17 protein-coding genes are annotated in these 16194 nt (G+C 54.3%); 4 read left to right on the plus strand and 13 right to left on the minus strand.

Going from position 1 to position 16194, the window contains the following annotated elements:
* Nucleotides 1-37: 37 nt before the first annotated feature.
* The 3 genes from RCA23_RS14975 to RCA23_RS14985 all read right to left on the minus strand — a co-directional run bounded on the left by RCA23_RS14975 (nucleotide 38) and on the right by RCA23_RS14985 (nucleotide 3215).
* Nucleotides 38-874 carry a carbohydrate ABC transporter permease gene (locus tag RCA23_RS14975; protein WP_044050985.1) on the minus strand — a complete coding sequence of 279 codons (837 nt, stop codon included), beginning with the start codon at nucleotides 872-874 and terminating at the stop codon, nucleotides 38-40.
* Between the two features lie 10 nt (nucleotides 875-884).
* On the minus strand, nucleotides 885-1823 hold the full coding sequence (locus RCA23_RS14980) for a carbohydrate ABC transporter permease (protein WP_044050986.1): 939 nt from the start codon (nucleotides 1821-1823) through the stop codon (nucleotides 885-887).
* Between the two features lie 111 nt (nucleotides 1824-1934).
* The gene (locus RCA23_RS14985; RefSeq protein ID WP_044050987.1) at nucleotides 1935-3215 is read right to left on the minus strand and encodes an ABC transporter substrate-binding protein; all 1281 of its coding nucleotides are present in this window, start codon (nucleotides 3213-3215) and stop codon (nucleotides 1935-1937) included.
* 524 nt (nucleotides 3216-3739) lie between these two features.
* Here RCA23_RS14985 and RCA23_RS14990 point away from each other — a divergent pair.
* Nucleotides 3740-4105, plus strand: coding sequence for a globin domain-containing protein (locus RCA23_RS14990; RefSeq protein WP_052377221.1), 366 nt, complete (start codon nucleotides 3740-3742; stop codon nucleotides 4103-4105).
* A 443-nt stretch (nucleotides 4106-4548) separates the two neighbouring features.
* Here RCA23_RS14990 and nhaA read toward each other — a convergent pair whose 3' ends face one another.
* The 5 genes from nhaA to RCA23_RS15020 form a co-directional block, all read right to left on the minus strand.
* Complete coding sequence (gene nhaA / locus RCA23_RS15000) at nucleotides 4549-5748, minus strand: Na+/H+ antiporter NhaA (protein ID WP_044050990.1); 1200 nt, start codon at nucleotides 5746-5748, stop codon at nucleotides 4549-4551.
* 106 nt (nucleotides 5749-5854) lie between these two features.
* Complete coding sequence (locus RCA23_RS15005) at nucleotides 5855-6250, minus strand: DUF1761 domain-containing protein (RefSeq protein ID WP_044050991.1); 396 nt, start codon at nucleotides 6248-6250, stop codon at nucleotides 5855-5857.
* A 77-nt stretch (nucleotides 6251-6327) separates the two neighbouring features.
* On the minus strand, nucleotides 6328-6741 hold the full coding sequence (locus tag RCA23_RS15010) for an EVE domain-containing protein (RefSeq protein WP_044050992.1): 414 nt from the start codon (nucleotides 6739-6741) through the stop codon (nucleotides 6328-6330).
* Nucleotides 6741-7013, minus strand: coding sequence for a YciI family protein (locus tag RCA23_RS15015; protein WP_044050993.1), 273 nt, complete (start codon nucleotides 7011-7013; stop codon nucleotides 6741-6743). The genes RCA23_RS15010 and RCA23_RS15015 overlap by 1 nt, the downstream gene beginning before the upstream one ends.
* The gene (locus tag RCA23_RS15020; RefSeq protein WP_044050994.1) at nucleotides 7013-7978 is read right to left on the minus strand and encodes an NAD(P)H-dependent glycerol-3-phosphate dehydrogenase; all 966 of its coding nucleotides are present in this window, start codon (nucleotides 7976-7978) and stop codon (nucleotides 7013-7015) included. Before RCA23_RS15020 ends, RCA23_RS15015 begins: the two co-directional genes overlap by 1 nt.
* 111 nt (nucleotides 7979-8089) lie before the next feature.
* On the opposite strand from RCA23_RS15020, the gene RCA23_RS15025 reads away from it, so the two are divergent.
* From RCA23_RS15025 to RCA23_RS15035, 3 genes are read left to right on the plus strand one after another with little or no spacing between them, the layout of a single operon-like run.
* Nucleotides 8090-8782 carry a uroporphyrinogen-III synthase gene (locus tag RCA23_RS15025; RefSeq protein WP_169701432.1) on the plus strand — a complete coding sequence of 231 codons (693 nt, stop codon included), beginning with the start codon at nucleotides 8090-8092 and terminating at the stop codon, nucleotides 8780-8782.
* Between the two features lie 57 nt (nucleotides 8783-8839).
* Nucleotides 8840-9955, plus strand: coding sequence for a hypothetical protein (locus RCA23_RS15030; RefSeq protein ID WP_081870993.1), 1116 nt, complete (start codon nucleotides 8840-8842; stop codon nucleotides 9953-9955).
* A 10-nt stretch (nucleotides 9956-9965) separates the two neighbouring features.
* On the plus strand, nucleotides 9966-11441 hold the full coding sequence (locus RCA23_RS15035) for a heme biosynthesis protein HemY (RefSeq protein WP_044050997.1): 1476 nt from the start codon (nucleotides 9966-9968) through the stop codon (nucleotides 11439-11441).
* Here the strand turns inward: RCA23_RS15035 and RCA23_RS15040 are convergent.
* The 5 genes from RCA23_RS15040 to crtA form a co-directional block, all read right to left on the minus strand.
* The gene (locus tag RCA23_RS15040; RefSeq protein ID WP_044050998.1) at nucleotides 11431-11760 is read right to left on the minus strand and encodes an ArsR/SmtB family transcription factor; all 330 of its coding nucleotides are present in this window, start codon (nucleotides 11758-11760) and stop codon (nucleotides 11431-11433) included. The genes RCA23_RS15035 and RCA23_RS15040 overlap by 11 nt on opposite strands.
* Before the next feature lie 117 nt (nucleotides 11761-11877).
* Nucleotides 11878-12750, minus strand: a complete 873-nt coding sequence (gene bchO, locus RCA23_RS15045) for an alpha/beta fold hydrolase BchO (RefSeq protein ID WP_052377222.1) — start codon at nucleotides 12748-12750, stop codon at nucleotides 11878-11880.
* Nucleotides 12750-14402, minus strand: coding sequence for a magnesium chelatase ATPase subunit D (gene bchD / locus RCA23_RS15050; protein ID WP_052377223.1), 1653 nt, complete (start codon nucleotides 14400-14402; stop codon nucleotides 12750-12752). The genes bchO and bchD overlap by 1 nt, the downstream gene beginning before the upstream one ends.
* Nucleotide 14403: 1 nt before the next feature.
* Complete coding sequence (gene bchI / locus RCA23_RS15055) at nucleotides 14404-15411, minus strand: magnesium chelatase ATPase subunit I (protein WP_044050999.1); 1008 nt, start codon at nucleotides 15409-15411, stop codon at nucleotides 14404-14406.
* Entirely contained in the window at nucleotides 15408-16112 is a 705-nt protein-coding gene (gene crtA, locus RCA23_RS15060; protein ID WP_044051645.1) for a spheroidene monooxygenase, read from the minus strand. Before crtA ends, bchI begins: the two co-directional genes overlap by 4 nt.
* Nucleotides 16113-16194 lie beyond the last annotated feature (82 nt).

Raw genomic sequence — 16194 nt, forward strand, 5'->3', positions numbered from 1 at the left:
GCTGCCAGCAAAGATGTGATGACCAAAGTTCGGAGCATTATTTAACCGCCCCAAAGGTAAGACCCTGGACCAATTGTTTTTGGCAAAACCAACCTAAAACGACGATTGGCCCAACAGCCGCCGTCGATACAGCCGAGAGGCGACCAAAGAACAAACCTTCAGGCGCACGGTTGCCTTCAATGAGTTTTGACAAGGTGGCCGCATCAATAGTTGTAAGACGTACCGTCCAATAGGCCTCATTCCAACAAAAGATGAACGTCAAAAGCGCGGTTGAGGCAATGCCGCCCCAGGCCAGAGGGATCAAAATATCCTTAATCTCGCCCCAAGTGCTCACCCCATCCATTTTGCCCGCTTCGATGATATCTTTGGGAATTTCTTTGAAATAGGTGAACAACATCCAGATCACGATTGGCAGGTTAATCAAACAAAGCACCACGATAATCAGAAAATGCGTGTCAAAAAGACCGAGCATATTCTTGGTCAAAAACGTCATGGGATAGAGAACCGCAGCAGCGGGGAGCATCTTGGTTGACAGCATCCAGACCAAAATATCCTTGGTGTGGCGGCTTGGATCGAACGCCATCGCATAGGCCGCCGGCACGCCAACCACCAGGGCGAAGGCCGTGGCGAATGTGGCAGTGATGACCGAATTGATCGCAAAGCGCCAATAGTCATAGTTTTCTGTCATATTCGCATAATTTTCCAAAGTCGGGGTAAAGAAGAATAAATGTTCTGGCTTTACCGCATCGGCATCGGTCTTAAAGCTGGTGAACACCAACCAAAAAATCGGAAAGAAAAAGATCAATGCAATGATCCAAGCCAAAGTCGGCCAAAGGAGTCTGCTTAAGGGAGTGGTTTGTGCAACTGCAGCCATTGTCTGTGTCCTAATCCATCAAGCTTTTGCCAACCATGCGCAACAAGAATATTGCGATGATATTGGCGAGAATTACGGCGAATATGCCCGTGGCACTTGCAGCACCAATATTGTTGGACGTGAATTCACCAATCAAGTACGGCAAGTTTTTGTTGCCATTGCCGCGGCTGACAATCTCAATCTCGGCATAAAGAGACAGGTGAAAAATCGATTGGATCATCACCACAATGGCAATGGGGCGGGCCAAATGCGGCACGGTTAGATTGATGAACTGCGACCAGGGGCTGGCACCATCAAGCATGGCCGCCTCTTTTTGCGATTCATCTTCAGACTGCAAAGAGGTCATGAAAATGAGAACCGCAAAGGGCGTCCACTGCCATGTGACCATCATGATCACAGCATAGGCAGACGTCTGGCTGGAACGGAATGATATGGGTTCAAGCTCTGGCCACATAGAGAAAAATGGCCCAATGAGCGGAAACTCTCGCAGACCCACGACCAGGTCATTGATCCCCGCGACAACGAGACCATTGAGACCCAAGACCGGATCCAAGATCATATTGATCCAGAGCACCGCGTTCACGGCGGGCATCACGAAAAACGGTGAAATCAGCAAAACGCGCACAATGCCCCGTCCGGGGAAGCTGCGGTTCACCAATACGGCGATCAACAAGCCGAAGACAACGGTGAAGACCAAAATGCTGACCACGATGAAAACACTGTTTTGTATTGCGAACCAAAAATCTTTGGCGTCAAGCACATACTTATAATTTCCCAAACCTCGCCAATTCTCAATGGATGGCGTGGTCCATTCTGGCCGGCGCAGGCTATTCAGAACGTAGCGAATAAAGGAAAAAAACAGTGTCATTCCCAGTGGCACCAGCATCCACATCAGCAGCATCAGAACTGCGGGGGCTTGCAACAGTCTTGGAAGCGTGCGGTTAGCCATGGGAAAGTAATCCTTAGATATGGGATTGGTTTTAGAGTTTTAAGAGACTTGAGGTGTCAGGGGAGGCGATATGCTCGGCACACCGCCTCCCCCTCCATCGGAAGGAACCGATTAGTAGCCAGCTTCATCCATGATGGCGACAGCAGCCGCTTGAGCCGCAGCCAAAGCATCTTCTACTGATTTCGCGCCGGACAAAGCAGCAGCCATTTCTTGACCGAATGCAGAACCGATTTCTGGGAACTCAGGGATCGCAACAAACTGAACACCTACATATGGCTTCAGGTCAGTCGCTTCTGGAGCAGCAGAGTCGATCGCGGCCATTTCAGCGGCAGCAAAACCTGCAACAGCTTTGAACTCAGGTATGTCATATGTAGACGCACGCTGACCTGTTGGAACAGAACCCCAACCGAAGTCTGGGTGGTTGCCGACGGCCTGAACATAGTCTTTAGACGTTGCCCACTCGATGAAGTCACGCGCTGCCTCTGCATTTGGGGAACCGGCAGGAATTGCCATTGCCCAAGCCCATAGCCAGTTCGCACCCACTGGGTTACCAGCATTTGGTGACTGCGCATAAGCAACATTTGGATTCTCGAGGAAAGAGGCCGCGATGGTCGCGTCGATCCACAGACCACATTTGTCTTGGTTATACAGCGCCAAGATTTCGTTGAAGGAGTTACCTTCAGAACCTGGAGGGCCGTAGTTCGCCAATAGATCAACGTAGAAGCTTACAGCTTCGTTCCAAGCTGCGGAATCCAGCTGTGGCTTCATGTTTTCATCAAACCAACGCGCGCCGAATGAGTTGGCAACAGTTGTGATGAAGGCCCCATTATCACCCCAGCCTGGCTTGCCACGCAAACAGGCGCCATAAACGCCATTGTCTGGGTCGTGCATCGCCATTGCGGCGCCTTTAACATTGGCCCAGCTGTCATTGTCGCGGATTTTTACACCAGCGGCATCGGCCAAATCTTTGCGGTACATAACCATGGAAGATTCGCCATAGAACGGCGCAGCGTAGAGTGTGCCATTGTGGGACAGACCGGCACGCATGGCGGGCAGGATATCGTCTACATCATAATCGGCGCTGAATTTCAGCGGCTCGATCCAACCCGCAGCACCCCAGATTGGAGCTTCTTGCATGCCGATGTTGATAATGTCGTATTGACCGCCACCTGTGGCTGTATCGGACGTTACTTGCTCGCGCAAAACGCCCTCTTCCAGAGCAACCCAGTTCAGGTTCACGCCGGTTTCAGCCGTATAGGCTTCTGCAACTTTTTGCATATTGATCATGTGACCGTTGTTGACGATCGCAATTGTAAGATCTTGAGCAGAGACCGCAGTGGCCCCTGTGGTCGCAACTGCAACAGCAGCAACTGTGTTAAATAGAGATTTCATGTTTTCCTCCCTGAAATCGCGGTTGGTCGTTCAACCAGTCCGCCATCCTTGAGGTATTAACTATTCTGTCACAAATATTTTTGCCACAAATAGTAATACTTTTTTTACACCTTGAGAAAATTTCAGGAAGATTTTCGGTGATTTTGTACATGAAGGAGGCATTTGGCGCCAGCAACCCCCATTCAGGCGCAGCGCTCAGCGGGTGGTCAGCCCCACAGAGCTACTCCTATAGAAAGACCGCGTAGATACGCGAAAATCGTAAATCTCCATGACCCGTGGCAAAACCAGGCAGCGCTGGCCCCGGGACTGCGTTGACATGGCGGTGTCCAGAGGTTTCACAAAATATCCTATACTTTGGTATCTTTATACTATTCTAATGAATGAGAAATTTCGGTTGCCCCCTACTACAAAAGTCTATCCATTAATGAGATTATTATTACACTATTGATACTTGAAATGGATTCATGACCTAAACAAACCTGAATTGCATTCGCAAAACCTGGTCTCTTGCAGCCTTGAACAAGATGCAAGTCGCTCTGATTTTTTACGCGAATCTGTTTCGAATAGCACCGGAAACGGAGGCATTATTTAAAAATGATCTCACATCGCAGGGCGAAAAATTGATGGACACATTGGCCTTCGTTGTGGACCATCTTGACGAACCAGAAACTCTCCTCCCGGCCGCATGCGATCTGTCCGTGCGCCATGTGGGTTATGGGGTCACAGAAGAACACTATGCGTTTGTGAAACGCGCTTTGTTAACGACTTTTGCAGATTTTTTGGGCCCTGATTTTGGACCGAAGGAACATGCGGCTTGGTCACAAACCTATGATGAATTGGCAAGCCACATGATTGCGGCGGCCCGGAATGCAGAAATGGAGAAATCTTAATTTATTGAAAAGATTGCTTATATATTCTATAAGACGCCATTGATTCAATAATTTGTAACGGTTGAGTAAGGGGTGAAGACTATTATCGTGGCTATGTCGGCGACCGATTCAGTGCATATTATACGCGAACTGCAAAGGCTCGTGACTAATGACGGCAGGGTGGAGCAACATATCTGCGCGCTCTGGGCAAACGCCATACAGCCATTCGGCGCGCGCGGGTCGGCGGTCTTGGCTGAGCTGCAGGGCAGGTTAACCGTGCTGAGCCACTCACAAAGTCCTTTGGTCGGGCAAACCATCCCAATGCCTCAGTGCCGAATAGGGCATGCGGTGCAGTCGATCGGGCGGAGGTCAGACATGCGAGTCATTTACAATAAATTTCACGATCACAGCTACATCATATTTATGCAGCGCCTTGGCAGAAATCAACAGCAGCGGTAAGATCCTTAGCCTGTCGTGGGGTGGTCTTCGGCAGTCAGTGCTTTTTGCGGCGCGCTGCGTAAGATCACATAGCCAAATAGGCCTGAAACCACAGATCCCAGCAAAACACCTAAGCGCACGGCATTCATCTTGTCATCCGCGCCAAAGGCCAGAGATCCAATGAAGAGGCTCATGGTAAAACCCACCCCCGTCAGCGCAGCAATGCCGTAGATATGCCTCCAGCTGACACCCTGCGGCAGCCGCGCAAACCCGGTTTTAACCGCAAGAACTGTGGCGCCCATGACCCCAATCTGTTTTCCAATAAACAGCCCAGCGGCAATACCCAGGGTCAAAGGCTGTGCAAAATCGGCCCAGGTCAAACCCGTGAGTGTGACACCCGCATTGGCAAATGCAAAAATCGGCAAAATCATATAAGCAACCCAAGGATGCAGCGCATGCTCAAGATGGTGGAGCAAAGAGTGGTCGCCATCCTCGCGCTTCATCGGAACGGTTAAGGCGATCATCACTCCGGCCAGGGTCGCATGCACACCAGATTTCAAAACAAAAACCCACATCAAGACGCCAATCAAAACATAAGGCGCCGCGCGTTTCACCCCAGCGCGGTTCAATCCGACAGCTACGGCAAACCCAAGCAGAGCAAGGGTCAGCGCATTGGTGGACAGGTCTGAGGTATAAAATACCGCAATGATCACAATTGCGCCGAGATCGTCAATAATGGCCACGGCCAGGAGGAAGACTTTCAACGCCAAAGGCGCGCGGCTGCCGACCAAAGCCAAAATTCCGAGCGCAAACGCAATATCTGTTGCCGTTGGGATAGCCCATCCCACAAGGGTTTCTGGGGATCCCGAGTTGATGAAATAATAGACCAAACCCGGCACAGCCATTCCGCCCAGCGCCGCTATAATGGGCAGGGCAGCCTTATCAAAGCTCGACAGCTCACCGGCAAGAACTTCACGCTTGATCTCCAGCCCGACCAGGAAGAAGAAAATCGCCATGAGCCCGTCATTGATCCACAAAAGTGCCGGTTTTGAAATCTCAAAACTGGCAATCCCAATACGAACATTTGTGTCCAATATTCCAGAATAGATCGGAGCAAGGGTTGTATTGGCAAAGAGCATGGCCAAGAGCGCCATGGCCATCAGCACCAACCCGGCGCTGGCCTCCAGCTTGAGGAACTCCTGAATACGGGTTAGGGCTTTTGTCATCTGCGGCGCTCCTCATAGCTTGTCATTTGCATATGAGGTATGGACCCCAAAGATCAAGGGCTATGCTGGCAAAATTTGCACCGCTTTCGCCCCGCCAAGCTTGAGATTAAAACGCCATTAATACCGCGCCCATGAGGGTGCATCCGATCACCGCATAGCCGCCGTCAATCACAGTCAATTGAAACGGCTTGCCGGCAAATTCATTGTTCATCATCATCCAGGGCACAATCAAAAACGCGCCAATACCAAACCCAGCAATCGCACCACCAGAGATGGAGGTCACCCCACTGGCCGCGAGCACATGGCGCATCATCCCGGCGACCAGAACTGCCGAGACCGCACTCAGAATATAGGGCCGTGGGTTTGAAGCATTCAACGGCTTGCCATCTGCCCCTTGCGCCACGCCAGACGCGGCCATCCAAGGTCCAGATAAAACCATGTACCAAAGGGCACCGAAGAAAAATGATGCGGCCGCCGCCGCCAATACATTGAAAATTTCCATAATATGCCTCCGAATAAGAATAGGCCTATGTTAAAAAGGTAAAAATTCTATGTAAAGCACCGCGACAAGCGCGCGGTTCACCGCGCCGACAGCTCAAGAATAATGTCCCATTCTTCATCGCGAACCGGTTGCACCGAAAGCCGTGTATATTTGACCAAAGCCATATCCGCCAGTCGCGGGTCTTCTTTACACATGTGCAGGGTGACAGGTTTGGCCAATGACCTGACGGCACGGATATCAACACACTCCCACCGAGGATCTTCGGTTTGACTGTCTGGATGCGACAGGGCGCAGACCTCCACGATGCCGACAATCGCCTTCTCACTCTGCGAATGATAGAAAAACGCCTGATCGCCCAGCTGCATCGCGCGCATATTATTGCGTGCCTGATAATTGCGCACGCCGTCCCATTCTTCTCCGGCCTCGCCTTTTGCCTGTTGATCTGCCCAGGACCAGGTGGCTGGCTCCGATTTGAACAACCAATAGGCCATCAGCCGATGACTTTCTTCCACTGGCTCAGCGTCACGCTTTCGAACAATCCAGCCTTGTTATAGGGATCATTTTCGGCCCAAGCCTGCGCTGCAGCCATATTTTCAACCTCCAGAACAATCAGCGACCCGCACATTTGCTCGGCGTCGTCCAAAAACGGTCCTGCCATTTCAACAATGCCAGTCTCCTTAATATAGGCCAAATGCGCGTCACGCGTCTCCACGCGCAGGTGCAGATGTCCAGGTTTATCGCGGGTGATAACAGCAATACGCATTATAATTCCTTTCTGAGGGGCCGCGCCATGAGGGCTGCCAAAGCTTGCGACACAGTTATCGCGCCAGAACACAGGCCCGCAACCGCTTTTGTAATCGGCATATCGATATCAAGCCGCTCCATGATCGGCAAAAGCGCCAAAGCTGTGGCCCTGCCTTCTACGGTGACCGCCTTATCAAAGGCCTGGCCCCTCCCAAGTGCGAGACCGAATTGGTAGTTTCGTGATTTTTGGGATGTGCATGTGAGACAAAGATCACCAAAGCCTGACAGACCCGCCAAAGTTTCTGGTTGCGCGCCAAGTTTCACCGCATAGCGCATGATTTCGGCCTGTCCGCGCGTGATGAGCGCCGCCCGCGCACTTTGCCCAAGCCCCGCGCCAATAGTGGCGCCACAGGCGATAGCAATGACATTTTTCAACGCCCCACCAAGCTCAGCCCCGATGGGATCACTCGAGGTATAAAGCCGCAATGTTTCTGTGGACAAAGCCGCCTGCCAGGCGCCGGCATCCTCTTGCGCCGCGGCAGCAAGGGTCAAGGCTGTTGGCAAGCCGCCCGCGATATCCGCGGCAAAGCTTGGACCCGTCAGCAAGCCTGAAGGGCCTGCCACATAAACGGATCGCAACACCGAATAACCACCCAGACCAGTCGTCAGATCCACCCCCTTGCTGCACCCAATCAACGGCTGACCGGCAAACAAAGGCACCAATTCGCTCAAGGCCGCATGGGTGGCTTGCAATGGAATGGCACTCAATATGAAGTCCGCGCCCTGTAGGGCCATTTTGGCATCACAGGTCACCGTGATATTTTCAACCAAGGTAACATCTGGCAACCGCGGTGATTTGCGGCTCTGCGCCATCTCACGGAGCGCTGCCCCGTCGCGTCCCCATAGGCGGACGTCATGGCGATCCGACAGGGCAACCGCCAGAGCCGTACCGAAGGCGCCGGCGCCCAGAATGCACACAGTCATGACACGTCCTTTGATTTGCTCATTGCTCGGCCCCTGTTGCGCAAATTTGTCCTAAGGCCTAACATCGTTGCAGTTCCTGCTCAATCCTACGGTGGACGATTGCCCAATATATTGCTCACGCGCCCTCATACCCAAGCACGTCACTTTGCGGATGCGCTCATCGCGCAGGGTGTGCAGCCAGATCAAATCACAATTGACCCAATCATGAAGATTGCCCCGGTCGAGACAGCCTGTGACATCTCAGCCTGCACAGGGTTGATCATCACCTCGGCCAACGCGCTGTCATATTTGCCAGTGGCACTCAGAGGGTCGCGGTTGCCGTGCTATTGCGTTGGAGACTCCACCAGCCAAGCCGCGCGCGCCTTGGGGCTGAACGCATATCATTTGGCCGATACGGCCAGAGACCTCTGCGAAGCCCTACCAACAGTCTGCCAAGAGGGACCGCTGCTGCATCTACGGGGCAGCCATACAACCCTCAACATGGCGGAGCATTTTCGCAGCACCCCCTTGCCGGTTGAAAACGTGGTTGTCTATGAGCAAATCGCGCTTCCTCTACAGGCAGAAACTCATGAGGCTTTGCGTCGATCCTCACCCGTCATTTTGCCGATTTTTTCTGCCCGCAGCGCCAAACTTCTCGGGAAACTTGCGTTGGATTGGCGGCCGCATTGGGCCGTGGCTTTGAGCCCCACCATAGCCGCGCTGTGCCAAGAGGCTGGCTTTGGTCAGATCACCACAGCCGCCCAACCCAACAGACAAGCCATGGTGGCAGTCATAATACCGCTCATGGATATGAAGAGTGGTTGAGAGATTTTGCCCAGGCGGATAGGTTTGAAACAGGGCGAAATACAAAAGGTAAAAATCGTGTCCAATAAAGATCCTAAAGACGCAACCGAGCGGCCCATTGAGGATGCTGAACTGGTGGAGCAATCGGACCCTGGCACGGCTCCGCCAGAGGACCCCGCGGCGCGCGACACCCCCAATAGTTCGAAATTTCAGGTCATATTGCCGTTTTTAGCTGGTGGGGTTTTGGCCGGTGGGCTCGGCTTTGGCGCCGCAGTCCTGCCTGCTTATCTCAACCCCTCAGATCCTCTGGCGCCCATCGTTTCTGCGCAAGACACTCTGGCGAAGCAGCTGGCGGAGCAAGAGACGCAGATTAAACAAATCCAAGCCAAGCCCGCACCGAAAGATCACAGCGCCACACTCATTGCCATGACCGAAGCGATTGACGCGCTGCGCCGTGACATCGACCAGCGCCAGACAAAGATTGAAACACAGCTGCAAGCGCTTACCCTTCGACTTGAGGAGGCGGAAAAGCAGCCATTGGCGCAAAGCGTCTCTCCCCAAGCGATCAAAGCCTACGAAAGCGAGCTGGCCAAATTGCGCAGCGATCTGGCGGAGGTCGTGCAATCGGCAAGCGCACAGATAGAGCAAACAAAAGCCAAAGCAGAAGAGCTGCAAATGACCACTGACGCCCGCACACGGACCGGCACCATCACTGCGGCGCTCAATGCCATCAGAGCCGCTGCCGAAAATGGCGCAGGCTATGAAGCGGCCCTCTCTGATTTGATCTCCGCGACAGAGGTTGACCTGCCCGAAGCCTTACAGGCCCATGCCAAGGATGGCGTGGCTCAACTGGGAGGCTTGCAAGATCGGTTTTCGCCCGCCGCGCGGGCCGCTTTGAAGGCGATACGTCTGGCCGAGGGGCCTCAGACGGGGGAGAACCGCCTGCTCGCCTTTTTGAAAGCCCAGTTTGGCGTCCGGTCTTTAGAGCCGCAGCCGGGCAATTCAGCAGAGGCTGTGCTGTCGCGCGCGCAAGCGGCCGTGACCAAGGGCGATCTGACTGCGGCTCTTTCAGAACTCTCTGCCCTGCCGCAACTGGGCCAAAATCACCTGCAAGATTGGATCGCCGCTGCACAAAGCCGCGTGGCTGTGCAAGCCGCACTTTCAGAATTGTCCAGCGCCCTAAGCGGCAATTGAGGAAAATAGAATGCTTTGGTCCCTCATTAAAATCCTAAGTTTCGTGGCCATGGTGATGCTCATCAGCTTTGGCGCCGGCCGCCTGATGGAGGCGCAAGGCGGCGTCATGATTCAATATGCCGGATTGGAGTTGTCCTTCGGCGCGCTGCAAGCTGCCCTATTGGTTCTGGGTTTGCTGGTAAGCTTTTGGCTTGTGCTCAAACTCTTGGGTTTGGTGGTTGCGCTTCTACGGTTTATCAATGGCGATGAAACCGCCCTGTCGCGCTATTTCGATCGCAACCGTGAGCGCCGCGGGTTTGAAGCTCTTTCCGATGGGTTGATGGCTCTGGCCAGCGGCGATGGTCGCGATGCAATGGCCAAGGCAAGAAAAGCCGATCGCCTGCTGAACCGCCCAGATTTGACCAATTTGATCATGGCACAGGCCGCTGTGGCCAATGGAGATCGGCAGACCGCCAAGGCGACTTATAAGAAATTGCTAAAAGATCCCAAAACCCGTTTTGTTGGCACCTATGGCCTACTGCAACAACATTTGCAGGATGGCGACACAGAAGTGGCGCTGAAACTGGCTGAACATGCTTTTGCACTTAAGCCGCGGCATGGCGAAACACAGGATGTGTTGCTCAAACTGCAAGCGGGCCAAGAAGATTGGCGCGGGGTACGGACAACCCTGACCGCCAAGCTGAAACATGGGAGTTTACCAAAAGATGTGCACAAGCGCCGCGATGCGGTTTTTGCCCTCTCCCAGTCCCGTGATTTGCGCGCAGAGGGCAAGTTGGAAGAGGCGCAAATCTACGCGGTTGAAGCCAACCGGCTTGCACCCGGTTTGGTGCCCGGCGCCCTACTGTCCGCCGAAGGCCATCGGGAACAAAATAATGTCAAACAGGCAAGCCGCATTCTGCGCGCGGCCTGGCAATTGGCGCCCCATCCAGACCTCGCGGCCGGTTTTGCCGCCCTCGCCCCGGATGAAGCCTCCGTGGCCCGGCTCAAACGGTTTGGACAGTTTACCAAAGGTACAGAATCTCATCCCGAAACCAAAATGCTGATGGCGGAACTTTACGTCGCAATGGCCGATTTTGATGCGGCCCGGCAGGCGCTTGGGGACCTTGCAAAGACCGATCCCACAATGCGCGCATTGACCATTCTCGCGGCCATTGAGCGCGGCGACGGGGCCGATGATCAATCTGTGCGCCGGCTCTTGACCCAAGCCATTTCCGCCCAGCGCGACCCACAGTGGATTTGCGATAACTGCGGGCATGTGCATCACGATTGGGAGCCAGTCTGTCTCAATTGTGAAGCCATAGACAGCATCGCTTGGAAACGCCCACCAATGTCCGAGGCGGTGAGCCCAGATATGCTGCCGTTGATCGTAGGTCACATGGCGCGGTCAGATGAGGATTTCCCGCCTCTTTTAGAGCCAGAGGACTTGAGCCAAGCAGACGCAAGCGCTGTGAAAATAGCTGCCGATGATGCGCCGCTTAAAGAATAAGCTCGCTGCAGTATAAGCCGTGCAAGACTTCCAACACGGCCGCCACATGCTCGCCTTTCAGGGAATAATATATGGTTTGCTTGTCGCGCCGGGTGTTCACCAACTCGGAGTCGCGCAGCTTGCGCAAATGATGCGACATGGCCGGCTGTGACAGGCTCGCATTGATCGCCAACTCCTGTACACTTTTTTCGCCGCCCAGCATGGTGCAAAGAATCCGCAGCCGCGCAGGATGCGACAACATCTCCATCAACCGCGCAGCTTCGGAGATCTGAGGCTCCAACCTCTCAAAATTTAAATTCGACACATCAATCTTTCCCATAGGTGGAAGTGCTACGCAAAAAACGGCTTTTATACAAGATATTTTAAGGTTTGGATGATAGGTGCAACTTCGGGTTGATGACGGTGGCCGGGTGAGGGTTGCCCGTCGCGGCCGACCTTATGTTCCAGAGGCGCAGCCCAAATCCAACATTGGCGCAATGCAAGCGGCGATGGTGGCGGCGTCCTCTTCATGCGCCAGATGCCCAAGATTGGGCAGGGCTTGGTAATCTGCATTCGGCAACAAAGCGGCCGCCCGTTGGGAGGTTGCGCAGGGCACCGCGAGATCATTGGAAGACGCAATCAGATGGGTCTCAGTTTGTAATCTCGGCAACCGCGCCAATAGCGGTTCAAGATCCCACTGCGCCATCATCTGCAAGGTGGCCCCAATATGAGAGCGGCTGCGCATCAACTCTTTGTAAAATTCTACATCCGCCGCCGTCAGAGTTGAACCGGTGCCTTTGAGAATGCGATCGACTGTTTGATCATGACCGGCAATTTTACTCAGGAGACTGCTTGAGAACGGCATGTTGGCGATGGCCTTTGCCAAAAGCGGAAATAAAACCCCCGCGACACCGCGAAAGTGATCAAGCGCAGCGTTGATCCCGATAACTTTACAGTCAAACTTCGCAAGCTCCGCAAGGCGAAGCGCAATTGCAACGCCCGCGGAATGGCCAATAATGACCTTGGGCGCGAGATCAAGCGCCGTCAAACAGCTGGTTAGGTCTTCAGCCATGTGATCCAACCCGCAACGTTGCTGCGCACCCAGGCGGGTAAAGCCTTGACCCGGCAGATCCACCATAATCACGCGGTATCTATCCGTTAGGAAAGGCACGAGGTGTTGCCAGCTGTGGGTTGTACTGCCAGCACCATGAATCAGCAAAATCACCGGCCCAGTTCCGATATCCTGAATATGCCATAAATGCGGTTTTTGCAGCGTAAACTGCGAATACTGCGCAAAGGGCCAATATGGCTTTGCGTGCTGCCAGTTCATCACGAATGCGCCAAAGCTGAAGAGACGGCACCGGACACTGATTTTGCATCCGAGCGGGGCAAAGCAATGTAGTGTGCCCGCATTTTCCCAGCCAGGGTTTGTAGCGTTTTCTCTGGCCGGATGGTTGTATCGATAACCAAAGCCGGGATCTGCGCCTCAGCAATCTTTTGTGCCAACATCAATGCGTCCGCCGCCGCTTGCGCGCGATCATTCGATCCATCAAGCGCCACATTGGCACGCCCATCAGTTAGCAAAATCAACGTCGGCGTCAGACCATTGCGCCGTTCTTGCAATGCAAGTTGAAACGCGGCCGCAAGCCCGGCAGCTAAGGGCGTGGCTCCGCCACCAGGCAGCGCGGCCAGCCGCTTTTTGGTTTGCACAAGTGATCTTGTTGGAGGCAGTAACGCCTCGGACCCCGTTCCACGGAACGCATAAAGCGCCACATGATCCCGTCGAGCATAGGCCTCGCCAAGCAGCAGTTCGACCGCGCCCTTGGCCTCAGCCAAGCGAGCAACGGCAGCGGAACCTGACGCATCCACCGTGAAAATAAGCAGGCGATCTGACCCAATTTCATAGCGTTTATGACGCAAATCAGAGGCTTTGAAAATCGGTCCCACGGCCTCAGGGTTTGCGGTCTTGCGCAGAGTTTGCCAAGGAATTGCGGCCCGCAAGCTGGCCACGAGATCAACCCGGGCCCCACTGTTCTTGGGGCCCAATCTGGCCGGCAAGGGACGCCCGCGGTGATTTCCTTTGCGGCGCGCGCCAGATCCCGAGCCAGACGCAGGCTGTTTTACCACAGTTTGCAACTGGGCCAAAACACCCGGCGGCAGGACGGCCTTGACGGCTTCGATCATTAAGTCCTTCGGCGGTATGGCTTGATTTGGGTCTTGCGGCGCCTCCGCTGGGTTTGTCTGTTCAGATGGCGCCTCCGGCTCTGGATCCTGAGGCAAGCGCGTGGCCCTATGTGGGTAAACCAGCATCACGGCCAGTTTTAAATCTTCTTCCGTCACCTCATATCGGGCGTGAAGGGCGGCATGAGCTTGCGCCGCATAGCCCAGCAAGAGCGGAGCACGCAGGCTGGAAATGCCGAGCGACGCGGCCAGGATAACAGCCTCCTCCATCACATCAGCCGGCAGAGTTACACCACGGACCGCAGCGCGGATGTCTTCCAATGATCTGGGCAATGTCATGGGTGATAAATCTTGCAGGGCCAAATCTTCGAGGGTGACATGAAACGCCAGGCGATCTGTCAGCGCATCCGGCAGGCCATCCCCGACCTCCACGCCTTCATCCAAGGCGAGAAGAGCATGACCACGGCCCTCCTCCAAGGCTTGGCATATTCGCGCAGAAAACTGTGGTGCGCTGCGCTCCGCCATAGGAAGTATGAACAATGACGGAGCGCAGTCAAAAATACTTTTGCGCGTCACCAATTGGCGCCCCGCCAAAGAGGCCGTTAAATCAATATCGCCGTTGAGAACCTCAACCGTCATGTGATGCTGCAACTTGACCTTGGCCAGATCGAGCGATTGAACGGCGGCAAGCATTGCGGCCTGAGCGGGGCCGGCGCGGGCACGAATAACCAAGCCCCCAAGCCTGTGGGGATCTATCGCAAGGAGCGTAATCGCCAGCTGCGCCCTCTCCCAAAGGGTCATATCAATCGCCTAAAATTTCTGAGACGGTCCGCGCCACCCGACTGCTTGAGCCAGACTCGTCCAAAGGATCGCGGCGCAATCTATGGCGCAGGGCCAGCACGGCGGTCTTGCGGATATGCTCATCTGTGACGGCCTCATCACCTGCAAATGCAGCAAAGGCCCGCGCCGCTTTCAAAAGCGTCAATTCCCCGCGCAACCCATCCGAACCCAAGGCGATGCAAAGCTCCGCGACGCGGCGCAGGGCGCTATCGGCAGTTTGCAAATCTGCCAAAGCGGCGCGCGCAGCAACAATGCGCGCCCGCAGAGTGGCGTCTTCCGACTGCCAATGCGCAATAAAGGCCTCATGGTCATTCTCATAAGCGTCGCGGCGCTTTATGACCTCAATTCTTTCATCAATATTTGTAGGGGACAGCACATCGACAGACAGTCCGAAGCGATCCATCAATTGCGGCCGCAATTCGCCCTCTTCGGGATTGCCAGAGCCAACCAATACGAAACGCGCGGCATGGCGAATGGACAGACCCTCGCGTTCCACGACATTTTCACCCGATTGCGCCACATCCAGCAAAAGATCCACAATGTGATCTTCAAGTAGATTCACCTCATCTATATAAAGATACCCGCGGTTCGCCTGGGCAAATAGGCCGGGTTGAAAGGCTTTCTCACCCTTGGTTAATGCTTTTTCGATATCGAGCGCCCCGGTGACACGATCCTCCGACGCGCCCAAAGGCAGATCCACAACGGGCGTGGCAATGCTTTGCACACGCGCGTCCGATATTTCGCACCACGCGGGGCAATCTTTGATGTCCGCGCTATTCACCGGGCAGGCCTTTACAGCGAGGATTGGCGGCAACAGTCCCGCCAAAGCCCGCACCGCCGTAGATTTGCCGGTGCCACGCTCTCCAAAGACAAGAACCCCTGCGATCGATGGATCAATAGCGGTTAACACCATGGCCAGTTTCATATCATCCTGTCCAACAATGGCTGAGAAAGGAAAAGGCTGCTTCATGAGATATCCAGTTTTTTTAGAGGGGAGTCGCCCTCCCAAGTGCCTGTGTCTGCGATGAGGGTAAACCGGGCGTAGAGTTCTTCTTTGAACCATCCCTCCATCCGCACGGCCTGAATGGCCCGCGCATGATGCCCTTTGCGTGCAAAATTGTTCATATGCTCCAAGCTGGGCCATATGGAGAAGGTCACCTGTTGGAACCAGGGCACTTCACCAATTCCGATCTTGAAAACAACATTGGGATCTTGGCCAATCACCTGTGAAATATTAGGGACACGGCGCCAAAATCGGGCCAGGTTTCGCGGCCGCAGCGTGGCGCGGGTGATCACCGCAAGCGGGCCATTCTGATTTTGAGTCGTTGCGGAAAATGGAGTTTGGCCCGACCACTGGCCCCGCGCTGTCTCCGCTTTCATAAAAACGGTCCAGTTTTCGATCGCCTGCTGACGGTAGCGTGCGAAGATAGCGCTCTGTTGCAAGCTGCGCTCCGCGGTTTGCCGATCCGGCCAAGTCGCCAGCACCGCGTAGACAGACACATTGGGTTTGGGCGTAAAGCCTTCATTGGAGCCAGATCCAAATAATTTCCAAAATCCAATACCCGGTACGCGCGACATCTGCCCTCTGGCCAGACCCATCATAGCGAAGGCCCAAAGTCGCGAGCGAACGGACCCAAAACGAAAGAAACTAATTGTGACGATCTGCGTCATGCCCTGTGCACCTGGTAAATGTGTCAGAATATGTTGACACATTATCCTTGCATTGGGAAGCTCATAAGACCTATGGTTGTAA

Source organism: Planktomarina temperata RCA23 (genome assembly GCF_000738435.1).
Classification (GTDB): domain Bacteria; phylum Pseudomonadota; class Alphaproteobacteria; order Rhodobacterales; family Rhodobacteraceae; genus Planktomarina; species Planktomarina temperata.

Excerpts from the sequence above, each read along its gene's own strand:
- RCA23_RS14975 (WP_044050985.1), bottom strand. The coding sequence starts at position 874 with ATGGCTGCAGTTGCACAAACCACTCCCTTAAGCAGACTCCTTTGGCCG.
- RCA23_RS14980 (WP_044050986.1), bottom strand. The coding sequence starts at position 1,823 with ATGGCTAACCGCACGCTTCCAAGACTGTTGCAAGCCCCCGCAGTTCTG.
- RCA23_RS14985 (WP_044050987.1), bottom strand. The coding sequence starts at position 3,215 with ATGAAATCTCTATTTAACACAGTTGCTGCTGTTGCAGTTGCGACCACA.
- RCA23_RS14990 (WP_052377221.1), top strand. The coding sequence starts at position 3,740 with ATGCAAGTCGCTCTGATTTTTTACGCGAATCTGTTTCGAATAGCACCG.
- nhaA (WP_044050990.1), bottom strand. The coding sequence starts at position 5,748 with ATGACAAAAGCCCTAACCCGTATTCAGGAGTTCCTCAAGCTGGAGGCC.
- RCA23_RS15005 (WP_044050991.1), bottom strand. The coding sequence starts at position 6,250 with ATGGAAATTTTCAATGTATTGGCGGCGGCGGCCGCATCATTTTTCTTC.
- RCA23_RS15010 (WP_044050992.1), bottom strand. The coding sequence starts at position 6,741 with ATGGCCTATTGGTTGTTCAAATCGGAGCCAGCCACCTGGTCCTGGGCA.
- RCA23_RS15015 (WP_044050993.1), bottom strand. The coding sequence starts at position 7,013 with ATGCGTATTGCTGTTATCACCCGCGATAAACCTGGACATCTGCACCTG.
- RCA23_RS15020 (WP_044050994.1), bottom strand. The coding sequence starts at position 7,978 with ATGACTGTGTGCATTCTGGGCGCCGGCGCCTTCGGTACGGCTCTGGCG.
- RCA23_RS15035 (WP_044050997.1), top strand. The coding sequence starts at position 9,966 with ATGCTTTGGTCCCTCATTAAAATCCTAAGTTTCGTGGCCATGGTGATG.
- RCA23_RS15040 (WP_044050998.1), bottom strand. The coding sequence starts at position 11,760 with ATGGGAAAGATTGATGTGTCGAATTTAAATTTTGAGAGGTTGGAGCCT.
- bchO (WP_052377222.1), bottom strand. The coding sequence starts at position 12,750 with ATGAACTGGCAGCACGCAAAGCCATATTGGCCCTTTGCGCAGTATTCG.
- bchD (WP_052377223.1), bottom strand. The coding sequence starts at position 14,402 with ATGACCCTTTGGGAGAGGGCGCAGCTGGCGATTACGCTCCTTGCGATA.
- bchI (WP_044050999.1), bottom strand. The coding sequence starts at position 15,411 with ATGAAGCAGCCTTTTCCTTTCTCAGCCATTGTTGGACAGGATGATATG.
- crtA (WP_044051645.1), bottom strand. The coding sequence starts at position 16,112 with ATGACGCAGATCGTCACAATTAGTTTCTTTCGTTTTGGGTCCGTTCGC.